We start from the raw sequence: 17,170 nt of genomic DNA on the forward strand, positions 1-17,170 counted from the left end.
CCTGCTGCGAGCACACTGTTTACGGTGCGGTCGGTGGTCATCTCCAGGAACACGGCGGCCCTACGCGCCGAGCGCACGGAGATGCTGCGCCATCGCTCCTTGCTGATCGCCCAGAGCGAGCAGTGGCTCGTGGATGCCGAGGTTCGCGAGACCCGTCGGGCCCTGCTGCGGCTGGCTCGCCTCCATACGAAGCTGCCGGCTGTGGGTTTCCTGGATGTGGACTTCCTGGCGGTCGCCGACCGGTCGACCGTCCTGCGGGCGATCATCGAGGCGGCCTTTGGCGTGGGCGGTGCTGCGGCGGCCGACCTGCAGATCTGCGACCCGGTGAACCGCCCAGCATTGACGGAGGCTTCCAACCACCGAAGGAGGGAAGCCTCCAACAACGCTGGAGCGGTTCATGGCGCGACCAACTCACGACCAGCAAACCACCCCTGACGCCCGATGATGACCAACGCCGGCCGATGACACGAACGGCTGCTGACCTGCATGTTCAGCGCGGACCAACCGCTGCCCACAGCCTCAAGATCAACTCGCAGGATGGGCCGTCTCCTGAGGAGTCGCTCGACGCTCCGCTCAAGCGGGGCCCGGCTGTGCCGATGCACCCAAGCGCAAGGAGCCTCCTCGAGGCGACCCAGCGCGAGAGGCAACAGATGCGCTTGACGGTGATCGGCACCTTGGCTGCCGGTGTTCTCCTGCTGTCCGCCTGTACCGAGGCGGCTCCATCCGCCGCTCCGGTGGCAACCCCCAGTACGCCCGCATGGGCGCTGTTCGAGGGCCCGTCGGGTCTGGAGGTCGAGGCAGAACAGGGGGCACGGGTAACCCTGGAGGAGCAGCGACAAGCGGCTGAGGACCAGCGGCGACAGGCAGAAGCGGCGGCAGCGGCCGCCCGGGCCGCGGCGGAGGCGGCGGCCGCAGAGGAGGCGGCAGCACAGGCCGCAGCGGAGGCAACGGCCGCGGAAGAGGCGACCGTCGTCGAGGAGGAGTGCATCGGCTACGGCTGCAGCCCGGAGCAGGACGCGCAGATCAACGACCTGGAGGTGCGGTGTTCCGACGGCACGGCCACGGTCGAGGAGTGCTTCGGACCCGGCGCGGATGCCAACGGCAACGGCATCGCGGACGTCAACGAGTAGTCCGCCGCCTCACAGTCGATCGCCCAGGCCGAGGCGCCGGTGCGCCTCGTGGGCCCGCTCGACGGCGGTGGAGGCGGCGTACCGGGAGAGCATGTCGTCGGACCGCCAGCCGGCCAGCATCACCAGGTCCCGCTCCTGTCCTCCTCCGGCCAGCCACCGGTGGGCGAAGGTGTGCCGGAAGCGGTGCGGGTGGACGTCGGCGACGCCGGCCTGCCCAGCACGGAGGTGCAGCACGTCGCGGGCGCCGTCGGGGGTCATCGGCCCGCGCTGGCCGAGTAGCAGCCGCGGCGACCGGGCATAGGGGTGCAGCGCGCGCACCCGCAGATAGCGGTCGACGGCCTGCGCGGTCTTGGCGCCGAACGGCACCACCCGGAGGCGGGAGCCCTTGCCGGTGACGTAGGCCAGCTCCCGGTCCAGGTCCACGTCGGTGATCTCCAGCCCGCACAGCTCCGAGACCCGGACGCCGGTGTCGAGCAGCAGCCGCAGCACCACCTCGTCGCGGCGTCCGAGGAAGACCGCGCGGTGGAAGACGCCGGGCTGGCCGCGGGGGACCGCGCACGTCTTCAGAAGGGCGGCGATCTCGCTGTCGGTGAGGATGGGGACGGGCTTGTCGGGTGGGCTGGGGATCTCGATGCCGTCGGTGGGTGCCTTCTCCAGTTCTCCTTCGGTGACCAGCCAGCGGCAGAACCGGCGCATGCCGCGCAGCCGGGTCCCGACGGTGGAGGGCTCGCACGTCTCGGCGAGGTCGGCCAGCCAGGCGCTGATCGCGTGCCTGGTCAGCTCCTCCAGCGTCACCGGCCGGCCGCGATCGGCCAGCCAGCGGCTGAAGTACCGCACCGACTGGCTGTAGAGCTCGATCGTCCGCGGCGCCTTGGCGGCGGCCCGCAGGTGCCGCCGGAAGGACGCCAGCAGGTCCTCGAGCCGGATCGCCACGGTGGCAGGTCATCCGGGGAAACAGCGCTGTGCTAGCCCAGCCGGGGTCTCATAATGGTGCATCTTCGCTGGTAGAACGCTTAGCGCGACTCGGCTGCACCCGCATCGGCTCGCCCGGCATCTTCGGGTAGTCGGGGGGATAGGGCAGGTCGCCCAGGCCCTGGTCGGCGGCCTGGCGCTCGGCGAGCTCGAGCAGCGGCTCGATGCCGAAGGCGTGCCCGGCCAGGCCGGCGTGCTTGTCGCCGACCGCCCGGAACCGCTCGGGCATGGTCAGCACGGTGAAGTCGGTGGGGTGCACGTCGGGCAGCTCGTCCCAGTCCAGCGGCGCGGACACCGGCGCGTGCGGCTTGGGCCGGATGGAGTACGCCGAGGCGATCGTGCGGTCCCGGGCCATCTGGTTGTAGTCGATGAAGATCTTCTCGCCGCGCTCCTCCTTCCACCACGACATCGTCACGCGGTCGGGGAGGCGCCGTTCCAGCTCCCGGCCGAAGGCGATGACCGCCCGGCGCACGTCGGTGAAGGTCCACCGCGGCTGGATCGGCACGTACACGTGCACGCCGCGCCCGCCGGAGGTCTTCGGCCAGCCCTCCATGCCGAGCTCGTGCAGCAGCTCGCGCACGTGCGGGGCCACCCGGACGGCGTCGGAGAAGTCGGTGCCCGGCTGCGGGTCGAGGTCGATGCGGATCTGGTTCGGCGACTCGACGTCGGTCTTGTCCACCGGCCACGGGTGGAACGTCAGCGTGCCGAGGTTGGCGCACCACGCGACGACGGCCACCGAGTCCGGAGCGATCTCGTCGGCCGTCCGTCCGCTGGGGAAGGTGATGTGCGCCGTCGGCACCCAGCCGGGCGCGTTCTTGGGCACCCGCTTCTGGTAGAAGGCGTCGCCGGTGTTGTCCATCCGGGTCGACAGCCGGGCGCCCTCGAACACCCCGCCGGGCCAGCGCTCGAGCGTCGTCGGCCGGTCCCGCAGCGCGAACAGGACCCCCTCGCCCACGGCCAGGAAGTACTCGACGACGTCGATCTTGCGGATCCCGCGCTCGGCGAAGTACGGCTTCTCCGGGTTGGAGACCCGCACCTCGTGCCCGTCGACGGTCAGGACGACGGCGTCCTTGCTGCTGGCCATGGGCTCCTCGTCTCGGGCGCGGCGGGTCGGGCTCTCGTCAGGCGGGGCAGGTCAGGCCGTCCTGCGGCACGGTCAGGTCGATCAGGTAGGCGTTGACCGCGTCGGTGACGCACGGGGTGCGGGGGTAGGCGGTGTGCCCCTGGCCCTGCCAGGTCAGCAGCACGCCCGCGTCGAGGTCCTCGGCCAGGTCGACCGCGCCGGGCAGCGGGGTCACCGGGTCGCCCTGGGTGCCGACGACGAGGACCGGCGCGCTGCCCTCGGCGTCCCGCTCGGGCAGCGGGGTGCGCGGGGCCTCCCACACGCCGCAGGTGTAGAGGCTGGAGGCCTTGCCGGCACCGAACAGCGGGTAGCGCTGTCCCCAGTCCTGCGCCAGCTGCAGCACCTGCTCCTCCGAGAAGACCTCGTCCTCGGGGGTGTCGGCGCAGTTGACGGCGACGTTGGCGTCGAAGAGGTTGGTGTAGCCGCCGTCCGGGAGCCGGCCCGAGTAGCTGTCGGCCAGCGAGAACAGGCCGGCGCTGTCGTTGTTCGAGCGCGCCGCCGCCAGCGACTGCGACAGCTGCGGCCACGACCCCGGGTCGTACAGCGCCGCCACCACCGCCGTCATGACCACGCCGGGGGTCGCCGTCCGGGTCTCCCCGGCGGCGGTGCTGGGGATCGGGCTCGCGGCGGCCTGGGCGAGCAGGTCCTCGAGCCACCGACGCGGGTCGTCGCCGATCGGGCAGCCCGAGACCAGCCCGGTGCAGTTGGCGGCGAACGCGTCGAAGCCGGCCTCGAGGGCGGCGGCCGACGCCTCGGCGTCGGCCTGTGGGTCGACGTCGGGGTCGACCGCGGCGTCGAGCACCATCGCCCGCACCCGGTCGGGGTACAGCTCGGCGTAGGTGGAGCCCAGCGTGGTGCCGTAGGAGTAGCCCAGGTAGGTCAGCTGCTCGTCGCCGAGGGACTCGCGCAGCAGGTCCATGTCGCGGGCGGTGTCGACGGTGTTGAAGGTGCCCAGGGCGTCGCCGTACTCCTCCGCGCACGCGGCGGCGGCCTCGTCGGTGAGCGCGAGCACCTCGTCCATCTGCTCCTGCGTCGTCGGCCGCGGCTCGGCGGCGATCGAGCGGTCCTTGAGCTCGGCCGGGAGGCACTCGACCGGCGTCGACAGGCCCACCCCGCGGGGGTCGAAGCCGACCAGGTCGAAGCGGCGCAGCACGTCCTCGGGCAGCGACAGCGCCAGGCCCAGCGCGGCGTCGGCGCCGGAGGCGCCGGGTCCGCCCGGGTTGACCAGCAGCGAGCCGATCCGGTCGGTCTGGCCGGCGAGCTTCGCGCGGATGAGGAACAAGGGCAGCGTGGCGCCGTCGGCCTCGTCGTGGTCGATGGGCACCTCGGTGCGGCCGCACTCGAAGGCGATGTCGCGCTCGCTGCCCGGCGTCCCGGCGAGGAGCTGGCTGATCTGGGCGTCGCAGTCGGTCCAGGCGATCGGGGCGGCCTCCGCCTCGGCCGGGGTCGTCGTCGCGGCCGACGAGCCCGAGGCCGACACCGACTCGGAGAAGGAGGTGCACCCGGTGACCGCGAGGAGCAGGCCGGTCGAGGCGGCGAGCAGGCCGCGGCGCAGACGCATGATCACGAGGTTAGGAGCCGCGCGGCGCGAGTGCAGGCGTCGTGTCCGGTCTCTCAACCGTCGAACACCTCGGCCAGGTCGTAGCGCACCGGCACCTCGAGCTGGTCGTAGGTGCAGCTGCGCGGGTCGCGGTCGGGCCGCCAGCGCAGGAACTGGCCGGTGTGCCGCAGCCGCCGCCCCTCCAGCTGGTCGTACTTGACCTCGACGACGAGCTCCGGGCGCAGCGGCACCCAGGACAGGTCCTTCTTGGCGTTCCACCGGCTCTGCGCCCCCGGCATCCGGTGCTCGCCGTCGGCCTGCAGCTCGGCGTTGGCCCACTCCCGCCACGGGTGGGTGTCCAGCGCCTCGGCCCGGTAGGGCGCCAGCTCCTCGACCAGCTCCGCCCGCCGGGCCATGGGGAAGGACGCCGCGACGCCGATGTGCTGCAGCCCGCCGTCGTCGTAGAGGCCCAGCAGCAGCGAGCCGACGATCGGCCCGCTCTTGTGCCAGCGGAACCCGGCGACGACGGCGTCGGCGGTGCGGACGTGCTTGACCTTGACCATCAGCCGCTGGTCGGGGCCGTAGGGCAGGTCGGGGGCCTTGGCGACGACGCCGTCGAGGCCGGCGCCCTCGAACTCCTCGAACCAGCGCTGCGCCGTCGCCACGTCGCGGGTGACGGCGGTGACGTGCACCCGCTCGGTGGCCGTGACCGAGTCGTGCAGCCGGGCCTGGCGCTCGGCGAAGGGCGTCTCCAGCAGCGACTCGTCGCCCAGCGCCAGCAGGTCGAAGGCGACGAAGTGCGCCGGCGTCTGCTCGGCCAGCAGGTCCACCCGCGACTTCGCGGGGTGGATGCGCTGCAGCAGCGACTCGAAGTGCAGCCGGTCGCCCTGCGGGACGACGATCTCGCCGTCGACGACGCAGCGCTCCGGCAGCGCCTCCTTGACCGCGGCGACCACCTCGGGGAAGTAGCGGGTCAGCGGGCGCTCGTTGCGGCTGCCCAGCTCCACCTCGTCGCCGTCGCGGAAGACGATGCAGCGGAAGCCGTCCCACTTCGGCTCGTAGAACAGGCCGTCGTCCGTCGGCAGCTTGGTGACGGCCTTGGCCAGCATCGGCTTCACCGGCGGGAGGAGGGGCAGGTCCATGCCGGCCAGTCAAGCAGTGGGGGACGACCCCGCACACGACGACGTCGACCGGACGGGTGGCCGGGACGGCGAGCGGCCGACCGGGTGCGGCGACGCGCTGCGGCCGGTCCGTTGCCCGGCGGGCGGTCTGCGGCAGGCTGGGCGTGCGTCGGAGGGAGGACCGGGTGGGGGACGCCGCAGCGCGGGCACTGGCCACCTCCATGGCCGTCGGCGGGATCGCGCACGTCGCGTCGCCCGACCGCTCCCGGCGGCTGGCCCCGCCGTGGGTGCCAGCCCGCTCGGCCGTGGTGGTCCTCAGCGGAGCGGCCGACGTCGCCGTCGGCGTCCTGGGCGTCAGCGGTCGACGGCGTAGCGGGTGAACAGGACCCCGTCCTCCTCCAGCACCTGCAGCAGGCGGGGGCGGACGACGCCGGGCAGCGCGTCGGTCACCAGCCGGCTCTCCCCGCCGACGAGGGCCGGTGAGACGGTGAGGTCCAGCTCGTCGACGACCCCTGCGGCCAGCGCCGCGGTCAGCAGCGCCGGGCCGCCCTCGCAGACCAGCTGCGCCAGGCGGCGGTCGGCCAGCCGGTCCAGCGCCAGCGGCAGGTCGACGTCGTCGTCCCCGCAGACGAGCACCTCGACCCCGGCGTCGGCCAGCGCGGCCCGGCGTCCGGGGTCGGCGGACGCGCAGGTCACCAGCACCGTCGAGGGGACGGCCAGCCGGTCGCCCGGCGCCAGCGAGGCCCGCCGCGAGACCACCACCACTGGCGCCGTGCCCGGCCGGCCCAGCGCCGCGCGCAGCCGCCCGACCGCGGAGTCGGCGGCCACCGGCCGGTAGCCCTCGGCGGCGGCGGTCCCGTGCCCGACCAGCACCGCGTCGGCCAGCGCCCGCAGCACCCGGAACACCCGCCGGTCGCCCGGCGAGCCCAGGCCCGCGCTGCGGCCGTCCACGGTGACCGCGCCGTCCAGCGAGGTCACGAAGTCGACCCGCACCGACCGGCCCGGCGGCAGCGCGTACGCCGCCGCCAGGTCGTCGTCGGAGAGGTCCGCCGCCGGCGAGGGGTGCAGCCGGCGCATCAGGTGGTCAGGACGACGGCGCTCTCGGCCGGCACGGTCACCGTCGTCCCGTCGAGCCCGGGGGTGTCCCCGGTGGCGAACAGCACCCCGGTGGCCGCCCGGTCCAGGTCGACCTCCCGCGGCTCGCCCGACAGGTTGGCCACCACCCGCAGCGACCCGCGGTGCACCACCAGCACGCGGTCCTCGTCGTCCCAGCCGGCCTCCACCGCGGAGAGGTCGGCGTCGACCAGCTCCGGCTGCGAGTGCCGCAGCGCCAGCAGCGTCCGGTGCACCTCGAGCAGCCGGGCGTGCGGCTCGCGCTCCACCTCCGACCAGTCCAGCTTCGAGCGCCGGAACGTCTCGGGGTCCTGCGGGTCGGGCACCTCGTCCTCGTCCCAGCCGTGCTCGGCGAACTCGCCCTTGCGCCCCTCGGCGGTGGCCCGGCCGATCTCGGGGTCGGTGTGGCTGGTGAAGAACTGCCACGGCGTCGAGGCGCCCCACTCCTCGCCCATGAAGAGCATCGGGGTGAACGGGCTGGTCAGCACCAGCGTCGCCCCGACGGCGAGCAGGCCCGGGGACAGCGACGCCGAGACGCGGTCGCCGACGGCGCGGTTGCCGATCTGGTCGTGGTCCTGCAGGTAGCCGAGGAACTTCCAGCCCGGCAGCGCCGCGGCGTCCACCGGCCGGCCGTGGTGCCGGCGGCGGAAGCTCGACCAGGCCCCGTCGTGGAAGAAGGCCCCGGTGAGGGTCTTGGCCAGCCCGCCCAGGCCGGCCGCGGCGAAGTCGGCGTAGTAGCCCTGGCCCTCGCCGGTGAGCGTGGCGTGCAGCGCGTGGTGGAAGTCGTCGCTCCACTGGGCGTGGATGCCCAGGCCGCCGGCCACGCGCGGGGTGACCATCCGCGGGTCGTTGAGGTCGCTCTCGGCGATGAGCGTCAGCGGCCGGCCGACGGCGACCGAGAGCCGGTCGACCTCCTGCGCCATCTCCTCGAGCACGTGGGTGGCGCGCTCGTCGACCAGCGCGTGGACGGCGTCCAGCCGCAACCCGTCGACGTGCATGTCGCGCAGCCACATCAGGGCGTTGTCGAGGATGTACCGGCGGACCTCGTCGGAGTCGGGGCCGGAGAGGTTGACCGACTCGCCCCAGGTGTTCGCGCCGCCCTCGGCGAAGACCGGCATGAACAGCGGCAGGTAGTTCCCCGACGGGCCGAGGTGGTTGTAGACGACGTCCTGGACCACGCCCAGGCCGCGCTGGTGGCAGGCGTCGACGAAGCGCTGGTAGGCCGCGGGCCCGCCGTAGCTCTCCTGGACCGTGTACCAGAGGACGCCGTCGTAGCCCCAGTTGTGGGTGCCGTCGAAGCCGTTGACCGGCAGCAGCTCGACGAAGTCGACGCCGAGGTCGACGAGGTGGTCGAGCCGCTCGATCGCCGAGTCCAGCGTCCCCTCGGGGGTGAAGGTGCCGACGTGCAGCTCGTAGACGACGCCACCGGCCAGCGGGCGGCCGGTCCAGGCGCGGTCGCCCCAGGCGTGCGCGGCCGGGTCGAAGCGGCGGGACAGGCCGTGCACGCCCTCGGGCTGGCGCCGGGAGCGCGGGTCGGGCCGGGGCGTGTCGTCGTCGCCTAGCAGGTAGCCGTAGTCGGCCTCCGGAGCGGCCTCGACCTCGGCCCGCCACCAGCCGGCGTCGTCCCGGCGCATCTCGTGCACCGAGCCGTCGACCTGCAGCCGGACCCGCTCGGGGACCGGCGCCCAGACGGCGAACTCGACGGGTGCGGACATGCGGGGGCCTCCAGGGGACAGGGGGGTGACCGGTGGGTCTTGCCCGCCTGCCGCCCGGCCAACCACCGACAGCGGCGGCCGGGGGACGCGTCCCCCGGCCGCCGCGCGGCTCACGCGAGCTTCAGCACCTGGCCGACGGCGATGCGGTCGGGGTCGCTGAGCGTGCCCTCGTTCAGGTCGAACAGGGCCTCCCAGGTCGTGCCGTGGGCCGCGGCGATCTTAGACAGCGTGTCACCGGCGACGACCGTGTAGCTCTCACCGGCCGGCCGGTCGGCGCGCGACGCGGCCTCGGGCTCCCGCTCCACCGGGGCGGCGGCCGGAGCCGGGGCAGGGGCGGCAGCCGGGGCGGCCGCTCCGGCCTCGGGGGCGCTCGGGTCGAGGCTCTTGCCGCAGGTCGGCCAGGCGCCGGGGCCCTGGGCGTCGAGGGTGCGCTCGGCGACGGCGATCTGCTGCGCCTTGGTAGCCAGGTCGGCGCGCTGGGCGTAGTCCAGGCCGCCGAAGGCCGCCCAGGTGCCGGCGCTGAACTGCAGGCCGCCGTAGTAGCCGTTGCCGGTGTTGATCGACCAGTTGCCGCTGGACTCGCACTGGGCGACGGCGTCCCAGTCGTTGGGGGCGGCGGCCGAGGCGGGGCCGGCGGCCACACCGAGGGCGACCGCGGTCACGCCGGTCGTGAGGAGGGCACGGCGAAGCAGGGACGAGGACATGGGGGTACTCCGATCCGCCGCCTGCGAGGTGAGCTGTCGGGTTCGGAGCGATCGGTGCCCCGGCCGCACGACGTGCGGCTTCACCCCGAGACGGTGCGGCCCGGCCCCCGTGACCTCGGCCGCGCCCCGTCGAAGTGGGTCCCCCACCCCCGTCCTGGCGGTGCAGGAGGAACGGACACCGGCGGACGGGGTTGGGCGGACCGGCTCCGACGCCCGGCTCTCTGTCGGCCGGGTGCGCGGGCAAACATAACGACCGGATCACGGCGGGGCACGTCGTGCCCCACGCGTCCCAGGCGTGTCGCGCCCGGTCACCCACTCGGCGCCGGGCGTCCGCGCAGGTCACGTCCCCGTCGGCGACGGGGACGTGACCTGTGCCTCAGTCGCGGACGAGCAGGGCCACCGGCAGCCGGGCGAGCAGCTCGCCGACGGGTGCGCCGCCGGCGTCGGAGACCACCCGCGTGCCGGTGAGCACGTCGCGCCAGGCGCCGGTCGGCAGCGCCAGCGCGGTGTCGCCCCAGCCGCTGCCCGCCAGGCCGATCGGGAGCCGGGTCGCCACGGTCACCGCGCCGCCGTGCTCCGCGGACCCGCGGTCGAAGGCGACGACGTGGCCGGCGGCCGACCCGGTGGCCTCGACCGGCGCGTAGCCGGTGAACAGCTCCGGCCGGTCCCGCCGCAGCCGCAGCACCCGCGACACGACCAGCAGCTTGGCCGCGCCGTCCTCGTCGACCCCGGGCGCCTCGCCGGCGTCGAGCCGGGCCAGCAGCTGCCGGCGGGCGGCGTAGTCGACCGGGCGGCGGTTGTCGGGGTCGACCAGCGAGTGGTCCCACAGCTCGGTGCCCTGGTAGACGTCGGGCACTCCCGGCATCGTCAGCTGCAGCAGCTTCTGCGCCAGCCCGTTGGACCGCCCGGCCGGCCCGATGCGGGCGACGAACGCCTCGATCTCGCGGTGCGTGTCCTCGTCGTCGTAGGCGGCGTCGACCACCGCGTGCAGCTGGGTCTCGAACGCCTCGTCGACGTCGGTCCACGTCGTGGAGGTGCCCGCCTCCCGGGCGGCCTTCTCGGCGTAGGCGTGCGCCCGGTCGCGCGACAGCGGCCAGGCGCCGACCAGGTTCTGCCACACCAGGTGCGCCAGCGGCCGGTCGGGCAGCGGGTGCCGGGACAGCCAGCCGCGCACCAGGTCGGCCCACTCGGTGGGCACCTCGGCGAGGACGGCCAGCCGGGCCCGGGTGTCCTCGCTGCGCTTGGTGTCGTGCGTGGTCAGCGTGGTCATCGACTCGGGCCGGCGCTCGGCCCGCCGGACCTGGGCCTCGTGGAACTCCGCCACGGTGCTGCCGAACCGCGCCGGGTCCCCGCCCACCTCGTTGAGCACCACGAACCGCGCCCACCGGTAGTAGGCGCTGTCCTCGACGCCCTTGGCCATCACCGGGCCGCTGGTCTGCTCGAAGCGGGTGGCCGCCTCCGTGCCGGCCTGCGCCAGCACGGGGTGCAGCGCGTCGACGGCGGCGACCAGGTCGGGCCGGCGGTCGCGGACGGCGGCCACGGCGGCGTCGAGGTGCTCGCGGCCGTCGGGCAGGTAGCTGCGGTAGACCGGGAAGGTCGCCAGCAGCTCGGCCAGCGCCTCGACCTGCTGCTGGCGGTCGATGCCGGGCAACTCGCCCATCACCCGCACCAGCCGGGCGACCTCCGAGCCGAGGCTGCCGTCGGTCACCTCGCGCTTGCAGTCGTGCACCAGCTGCGCGTAGTCGACCTCGCGGCCCGACAGCTCGGTGTCCAGCGCGGTCAGCGCCGCCTCGCCGGCCGGGTCGACGAGCACGTCGTCGACCTCGGCGAGGGCGTCGTAGCCGGTGGTGCCCGCCGTCCGCCAGCTCTCGGGCAGGTCCTCGCCGGGCTCGAGGATCTTCTCGACCACGGTCCACCGGCCGCCGGAGGCCTCGGCCAGCCGGTCGAGGTAGCCCTTCGGGTCGGCGAGGCCGTCGGGGTGGTCGATGCGCAGCCCGTCGACGGCGCCGTCGGCCACCATGCGCAGCACCAGCTCGTGGGTCGCGGCGAAGACCTCGGGGTCCTCGACCCGGAGCCCGGCGAGGGTGTTGATGGCGAAGAACCGGCGGTAGTTGAGGTCGGAGTCCGCGCGCCGCCAGTCGACCAGCTCGTAGTGCTGCCGGTCGTGCACCTCCTGGGGCGTCCCCTGACCGGTGCCCGGCGCGATCGGGAAGCGGTTGTCGTAGTACCGCAGCTCCCCGTCGACGACCTCGAGCTTCTCGACGTCGTCGGCCGAGCCCAGGACCGGGATGCGGACGCGTCCGTCGCCGAAGTCCCAGTCGACGTCGAACGCCGACGCGTGCGCGCTGTCCCGCCCGTGCTGCAGCACGTCCCACCACCAGGGCGCCTCGGCCGGGTCGGCCACGCCCATGTGGTTGGGCACCAGGTCGAGCACCAGGCCCAGGCCGTGCTCGTGCAGCGCCGCGACGAGCCGGTCGAAGCCCTCCTGCCCGCCGCGGGACTCGTCGACGTGCGCGTGGTCGACGGTGTCGTAGCCGTGCGTGCTGCCCGCCGCCGCCCGCAGCAGCGGCGAGGAGTACGCGTGGCTGACGCCGAGGTCGGCCAGGTAGCCGGCCACCGCCGCGGCGTCGTCGAGGGGGAAGTCGGCGGTGACCTGGAGCCGGTAGGTCCCGGTGGGGACGGCGCGGCGCCGGTCCTCGCTCAGCGGCTCGCTCACGGGGCCGCCTGCAGGACGACGGTGGCGCGGGCGGCCACGGTGAGGACGTCACCGGCCTTGACCTGCACCGGCTCCACCTCGCCGAACTCGGCGGTGTCGACGACGACGGTCCAGCCCTCGGCGTAGTCCGCCGACGGCACGGTGTAGTCGATCGGCTCGTGGGAGGCGTTGAAGGCCAGGTAGAAGCAGTCGTCGACGACGTCCTCGCCGCGCTCGTCGGTCTCCCGGATGCCGTGGCCGTTGAGGTACATGGCCAGCGACTTGGCGAAACCGGCGTCCCAGTCCTCGTCGCTCATCAGCTCACCGGACGGGGTGAACCAGGCGACGTCCTGCACCGGGTCGCCCTCCTCGCGGCGCACCGGCCGGCCGTGGAAGAACCGGCGGCGGCGGAAGGTCGGGTGCTCGGTGCGCAGCCGGGTGACCAGCTTGGTGAACTCCAGCAGCCCCTCGTCGACGTCGTCCCAGTCGATCCAGGTCAGCTCGGAGTCCTGGCAGTAGCCGTTGTTGTTGCCGCCCTGCGTGCGGCCCAGCTCGTCGCCGTGCAGCAGCATCGGCACGCCCTGGGACAGCATCAGCGTGGTGATGAAGTTGCGCCGCTGACGGGCCCGCAGCGCCAGCACCTCGGCGTCGTCGGTGTCGCCCTCGACGCCGCAGTTCCAGCTGCGGTTGTGGCTCTCGCCGTCGTTGTTGCCCTCGCCGTTGGCCTCGTTGTGCTTCTCGTTGTAGGAGACGAGGTCGTTGAGGGTGAACCCGTCGTGCGCGGTGACGAAGTTGATGCTGGCCACCGGCCGGCGCCCCGAGTGCTTGTAGAGGTCGGCCGAGCCGGAGATCCGGCTGGCGAACTCGCCGATGGTGGCGTCCTCGCCGCGCCAGAAGTCGCGCACGGTGTCGCGGTACTTGCCGTTCCACTCGGTCCACAGCGCGGGGAAGTTGCCCACCTGGTAGCCGCCGTCGCCGATGTCCCACGGCTCGGCGATGAGCTTCACCTGGCTGACGACCGGGTCCTGGTGCACCAGGTCGAAGAACGCCGAGAGCCGGTCCACCTCGTGGAACTGGCGGGCGAGGGTGGAGGCGAGGTCGAAGCGGAAGCCGTCGACGTGCATCTCGGTCACCCAGTAGCGCAGCGAGTCCATGATCAGCTGCAGCGCCTGCGGGGTGCGGACGTTGAGCGAGTTCCCGGTGCCGGTGGTGTCCATGTAGTACTGCTCGTCGCCCTCGACCAGCCGGTAGTACGTCCGGTTGTCGATGCCCTTGAACGACAGCGTCGGGCCCATGTGGTTGCCCTCGGCCGTGTGGTTGTAGACGACGTCGAGGATGACCTCGATGCCCGCCTCGTGCAGGGTCCGGACCATGCCCTTGAACTCCTGCACCTGCTGGCCGTCGGTCTGCTGCGCGTACTCGTTGTGCGGCGCGAAGAAACCGATCGTGTTGTAGCCCCAGTAGTTGCGCAGGCCCTTCTGCAGCAGCGTGTCGTCCTGCACGAACTGGTGCACCGGCATGAGCTCGATCGCCGTGATGCCCAGCGACTGCAGGTGCTCGACGACCGCGGGGTGGGCGATGCCGGCGTAGGTGCCGCGCAGCTCCTCGGGGATGCGCGGGTGGGTCATCGTCAGCCCCTTGACGTGGGCCTCGTAGATGACCGTCTTGTTGTACGGCGTCCTCGGCGGGCGGTCGACGCCCCAGTCGAAGTAGGGGTTGATCACGACCGACTTCGGCATGTGCGGCGCCGAGTCGTCGTCGTTGCGCTCCCCGCTGCCGAACCGGTAGCCGAAGCAGGCCTCGTCCCAGTCGATCGACCCGTCGATCGCCTTGGCGTAGGGGTCGAGCAGCAGCTTGTTCGGGTTGCAGCGGTGCCCGTTCTCCGGGTCGTAGGGGCCGTGTACGCGGTAGCCGTAGCGCTGCCCGGGCTGGATGCCGGGCAGGAAGGCGTGCCAGACGTAGCCGTCCATCTCGGGGAGCCGGATGCGCTCCTCGTTGCCCGCCTCGTCGAAGAGGCAGAGCTCCACCTTTTCGGCCACCTCGCTGAAGAGCGCGAAGTTGGTCCCGGTGCCGTCGTACGTGGCACCCAGCGGGTAGGCGGATCCGGGCCACACCTGGGTCATTCGAGTGTTTCCTCCTGCACGGGCGTCCCACACCTCACGGGACGCGGTGGCCCCCCGACGCGGCCGTCGCGGGGGGTCTGGGCACCTGGTGCCCGCCGGTCCCTGTGCCCGATCCGGGCGGGCCCACACCTGGCGCGGCGGAGATCACGCCGGGCCCCGGCGGCTCCCGGGACGACGACGCCCTCCGCGGCCGGGGCCGCGGAGGGCGTCGTGCGCAGGTCCGGTGTGCCCCGGCGTGCGCCGGGGAGACCTGGTACCGAGCCGCGGGGCGCCGGGGTCCGACCTCGTCCGGGCATCCCGGGTGGCACTGGTCCCCGGCGCGGCACCGCGCCTGCGAGAGGGCACGCTAGCGCAGCACCGGGGACGGCACGAGCACAGCGGGGCGCCGGCGCGCAACCGGTCGGGCCCACGCGCCCCGCACGTGCGCTCCCGTCACACCCGCCGTTCTGTCACCGTGCGGTCGTACCGTCGTCCCGTGCGCGCGACCACCGACATCCGGCCCACCCAGGGGCGCTTCCGCGTCGTCAGCGAGTTCCAGCCCGCGGGCGACCAGCCGGCCGCCATCCGGGCGCTGGCGGAGAAGGTGAACGCGGGGGAGCAGGACACCGTGCTGCTGGGCGCCACCGGCACCGGGAAGTCCGCCACCACCGCCTGGCTCATCGAGCAGGTGCAGCGGCCGACGCTGGTCATGGCGCCGAACAAGACACTGGCCGCGCAGCTGGCCAACGAGTTCCGCGAGCTGCTGCCCGGCAACGCCGTCGAGTACTTCGTCTCGTACTACGACTACTACCAGCCCGAGGCCTACGTCCCGCAGACCGACACCTACATCGAGAAGGACAGCTCGGTCAACGACGAGGTCGAGCGGCTGCGGCACTCGGCCACCCAGGCGCTGCTGACCCGGCGCGACGTCGTCGTGGTCGCCACCGTCTCCTGCATCTACGGCCTGGGCACGCCGCAGGAGTACGTCGACCGGGCGCTGAAGATCTCGGTGGGGGAGGAGCGCGACCGCGACGAGCTGCTGCGCACGCTGGTCACCGAGCAGTACACCCGCAACGACCTGTCCTTCACCCGCGGCACGTTCCGGGTGCGCGGCGACACGATCGAGGTCTTCCCGGTCTACGAGGAGCTCGCCGTCCGGATCGAGATGTTCGGCGACGAGGTGGAGCGGCTCTACTACCTGCACCCGCTCACCGGCGAGGTCGTCCGCGAGGTGCAGGAGCTGTTCGTCTTCCCCGCGACGCACTACGTGGCCGGCCCGGAGCGGATGGAGCGGGCGATCGCCACCATCGAGGCCGAGCTGGAGCAGCGGCTGGCCGAGCTGGAGCGGCAGGGCAAGCTGCTGGAGGCCCAGCGGCTGCGCATGCGCACCACCTACGACATCGAGATGATGCGGCAGGTCGGTTTCTGCTCCGGCATCGAGAACTACTCGCGGCACATCGACGGCCGCGCGCCCGGCACCGCCGGCGCCTGCCTGCTCGACTACTTCCCCGAGGACTTCCTGCTCGTCATCGACGAGTCGCACGTGACCGTGCCGCAGATCGGCGGCATGTACGAGGGCGACATGAGCCGCAAGCGGACGCTGGTCGACCACGGCTTCCGGCTGCCCTCGGCGATGGACAACCGCCCGCTGCGGTGGGAGGAGTTCACCGACCGGATCGGCCAGACCGTCTACCTGTCGGCCACCCCGGGCGACTACGAGCTCGGCCGCACCGGCGGCGAGGTCGTCGAGCAGGTCATCCGCCCGACCGGCCTGGTCGACCCGGAGGTCGTCGTCAAGCCGACCAAGGGCCAGATCGACGACCTGGTGCACGAGATCCGCCTGCGGGTCGAGAAGGACGAGCGGGTCCTGGTCACCACGCTGACCAAGAAGATGGCCGAGGACCTCACCGACTACCTGCTCGAGCTCGGCATCAAGGTGCGCTACCTGCACTCCGAGGTCGACACCCTGCGCCGGGTCGAGCTGCTGCGCGAGCTGCGGCAGGGCGAGTACGACGTGCTGGTCGGCATCAACCTGCTGCGCGAGGGCCTGGACCTGCCCGAGGTGTCGCTGGTGGCCATCCTCGACGCCGACAAGGAGGGCTTCCTCCGCTCGGGCAAGTCGCTGATCCAGACGATCGGCCGGGCCGCGCGCAACGTGTCGGGCCAGGTGCACATGTACGCCGACACGGTCACCCCGTCGATGGCCCAGGCGATCGACGAGACCAACCGGCGCCGCGAGAAGCAGATCGCCTACAACCGCGAGCGCGGCATCGACCCGCAGCCGCTGCGCAAGAAGATCGTCGACATCCTCGACGGCATCTACCGCGCGGCCGAGGACACCGAGAACGTCGAGCTGGTCGGCGGCTCGGGCCGGCAGCAGTCCCGCGGCAAGGCACCGGTGCCCGGGCTGTCGTCGAAGGCCGGCAAGAAGGGCAAGGCCGGGGCGATCGACGTGCAGGGCCTGCCGCGCGCCGAGCTGGCCGACCTCATCACCCAGATGAACGACCAGATGCTGGCCGCGGCCCGCGAGCTGCAGTTCGAGGTGGCCGCCCGGCTGCGCGACGAGCTGACCGAGCTGAAGAAGGAGCTGCGCCAGCTCGACGCCGCGCACGCCTGAGACCGGGCCGCCGACCACCGGGCCGGACGGCGGCCCGCGCCCGTCGCGGACGCTCGGACCGCCGACGGTGGGTGCGCCCGTCCCCGGTCGGGGAACCGGGCGCGGGCGTGCACCGTCGAACGAGGAGACGGCGCGGCGCAGCGGCCGCGCGTGGGCGATCGACGGTGTGCGCCCACGCCCCGTTCCGACGTCCGGAACGGTGCGCTCGCCCACCCCGTCGACCGGCGGGGTGGGGGCGGGCCCCCGATGAGAGTTCTCTCATCGAGGAACACCGCGCATCTCGGGGACGTCTGTGGGGAAGGAACCCCCCGACCGCGGTCCGTCAGCAGGTCCGCCTC

Annotated in this window: 13 protein-coding genes and 1 riboswitch; of the genes, 4 read left to right on the top strand and 9 right to left on the bottom strand. The window is 73.2% G+C overall.

Annotation, left to right across the window (positions count from 1 at the left end; genetic code table 11):
- Nucleotides 1-33 precede the first annotated feature (33 nt).
- Together LY71_RS08775 and LY71_RS08780 are read left to right on the top strand one after the other, a co-directional pair.
- The gene (locus LY71_RS08775) at nt 34-435 is read left to right on the top strand and encodes a hypothetical protein (RefSeq protein WP_146146087.1); all 402 of its coding nucleotides are present in this window, start codon (nt 34-36) and stop codon (nt 433-435) included.
- A 26-nt stretch (nt 436-461) separates the two neighbouring features.
- Complete coding sequence (locus tag LY71_RS08780; RefSeq protein ID WP_170121279.1) at nt 462-1,130, top strand: hypothetical protein; 669 nt, start codon at nt 462-464, stop codon at nt 1,128-1,130.
- A gap of 9 nt (nt 1,131-1,139) precedes the next feature.
- On the opposite strand, the gene LY71_RS08785 is transcribed toward LY71_RS08780, so the two are convergent.
- The 4 genes from LY71_RS08785 to LY71_RS08800 are packed head-to-tail and all read right to left on the bottom strand — an operon-like array spanning nt 1,140 to nt 5,907.
- Nucleotides 1,140-2,063 carry a tyrosine-type recombinase/integrase gene (locus tag LY71_RS08785; protein ID WP_106276602.1) on the bottom strand — a complete coding sequence of 308 codons (924 nt, stop codon included), beginning with the start codon at nt 2,061-2,063 and terminating at the stop codon, nt 1,140-1,142.
- A 49-nt stretch (nt 2,064-2,112) separates the two neighbouring features.
- A complete protein-coding gene (locus tag LY71_RS08790; protein WP_106276603.1) occupies nt 2,113-3,186 on the bottom strand; it encodes a DNA polymerase domain-containing protein in 1,074 nt (357 codons plus the stop codon).
- 37 nt (nt 3,187-3,223) lie between these two features.
- Nucleotides 3,224-4,786, bottom strand: coding sequence for an alpha/beta hydrolase (locus LY71_RS08795; RefSeq protein WP_106276747.1), 1,563 nt, complete (start codon nt 4,784-4,786; stop codon nt 3,224-3,226).
- A 53-nt stretch (nt 4,787-4,839) separates the two neighbouring features.
- Nucleotides 4,840-5,907, bottom strand: a complete 1,068-nt coding sequence (locus LY71_RS08800) for an ATP-dependent DNA ligase (protein ID WP_106276604.1) — start codon at nt 5,905-5,907, stop codon at nt 4,840-4,842.
- 164 nt (nt 5,908-6,071) lie between these two features.
- Between LY71_RS08800 and LY71_RS08805 the strand changes: the two genes are divergently transcribed.
- Nucleotides 6,072-6,266 (top strand): DoxX family protein, encoded by a 195-nt coding sequence (locus LY71_RS08805; protein WP_106276605.1) that lies wholly within the window; start codon nt 6,072-6,074, stop codon nt 6,264-6,266.
- On the opposite strand, the gene LY71_RS08810 is transcribed toward LY71_RS08805, so the two are convergent.
- From LY71_RS08810 to glgX, 5 genes are all read right to left on the bottom strand, one after another.
- On the bottom strand, nt 6,241-6,963 hold the full coding sequence (locus LY71_RS08810) for a dihydrofolate reductase family protein (RefSeq protein ID WP_106276606.1): 723 nt from the start codon (nt 6,961-6,963) through the stop codon (nt 6,241-6,243). The genes LY71_RS08805 and LY71_RS08810 overlap by 26 nt on opposite strands.
- Nucleotides 6,963-8,714, bottom strand: coding sequence for a malto-oligosyltrehalose trehalohydrolase (gene treZ / locus LY71_RS08815; protein ID WP_106276607.1), 1,752 nt, complete (start codon nt 8,712-8,714; stop codon nt 6,963-6,965). Before treZ ends, LY71_RS08810 begins: the two co-directional genes overlap by 1 nt.
- A 110-nt stretch (nt 8,715-8,824) precedes the next feature.
- The gene (locus tag LY71_RS24430; RefSeq protein WP_281261596.1) at nt 8,825-9,376 is read right to left on the bottom strand and encodes a LysM peptidoglycan-binding domain-containing protein; all 552 of its coding nucleotides are present in this window, start codon (nt 9,374-9,376) and stop codon (nt 8,825-8,827) included.
- A gap of 61 nt (nt 9,377-9,437) precedes the next feature.
- Nucleotides 9,438-9,538: riboswitch (cyclic di-AMP (ydaO/yuaA leader) on the bottom strand.
- A 256-nt stretch (nt 9,539-9,794) separates the two neighbouring features.
- Complete coding sequence (gene treY, locus LY71_RS08825; RefSeq protein WP_106276609.1) at nt 9,795-12,134, bottom strand: malto-oligosyltrehalose synthase; 2,340 nt, start codon at nt 12,132-12,134, stop codon at nt 9,795-9,797.
- Nucleotides 12,131-14,236, bottom strand: a complete 2,106-nt coding sequence (glgX, locus tag LY71_RS08830) for a glycogen debranching protein GlgX (RefSeq protein ID WP_106276610.1) — start codon at nt 14,234-14,236, stop codon at nt 12,131-12,133. Before glgX ends, treY begins: the two co-directional genes overlap by 4 nt.
- A 475-nt stretch (nt 14,237-14,711) precedes the next feature.
- On the opposite strand from glgX, the gene uvrB reads away from it, so the two are divergent.
- Entirely contained in the window at nt 14,712-16,832 is a 2,121-nt protein-coding gene (gene uvrB / locus LY71_RS08835; protein ID WP_106276611.1) for an excinuclease ABC subunit UvrB, read from the top strand.
- Nucleotides 16,833-17,170 lie beyond the last annotated feature (338 nt).

Source organism: Geodermatophilus tzadiensis (genome assembly GCF_003002915.1).
GTDB classification, from domain to species: Bacteria; Actinomycetota; Actinomycetes; order Mycobacteriales; family Geodermatophilaceae; genus Geodermatophilus; species Geodermatophilus tzadiensis.

Coding starts and splice junctions, on each gene's coding strand:
- LY71_RS08780 (WP_170121279.1), top strand. CDS start 462: ATGACACGAACGGCTGCTGACCTGCATGTTCAGCGCGGACCAACCGCT.
- LY71_RS08790 (WP_106276603.1), bottom strand. CDS start 3,186: ATGGCCAGCAGCAAGGACGCCGTCGTCCTGACCGTCGACGGGCACGAG.
- LY71_RS08795 (WP_106276747.1), bottom strand. CDS start 4,786: ATGCGTCTGCGCCGCGGCCTGCTCGCCGCCTCGACCGGCCTGCTCCTC.
- LY71_RS08800 (WP_106276604.1), bottom strand. CDS start 5,907: ATGGACCTGCCCCTCCTCCCGCCGGTGAAGCCGATGCTGGCCAAGGCC.
- LY71_RS08810 (WP_106276606.1), bottom strand. CDS start 6,963: ATGCGCCGGCTGCACCCCTCGCCGGCGGCGGACCTCTCCGACGACGAC.
- treZ (WP_106276607.1), bottom strand. CDS start 8,714: ATGTCCGCACCCGTCGAGTTCGCCGTCTGGGCGCCGGTCCCCGAGCGG.
- glgX (WP_106276610.1), bottom strand. CDS start 14,236: ATGACCCAGGTGTGGCCCGGATCCGCCTACCCGCTGGGTGCCACGTAC.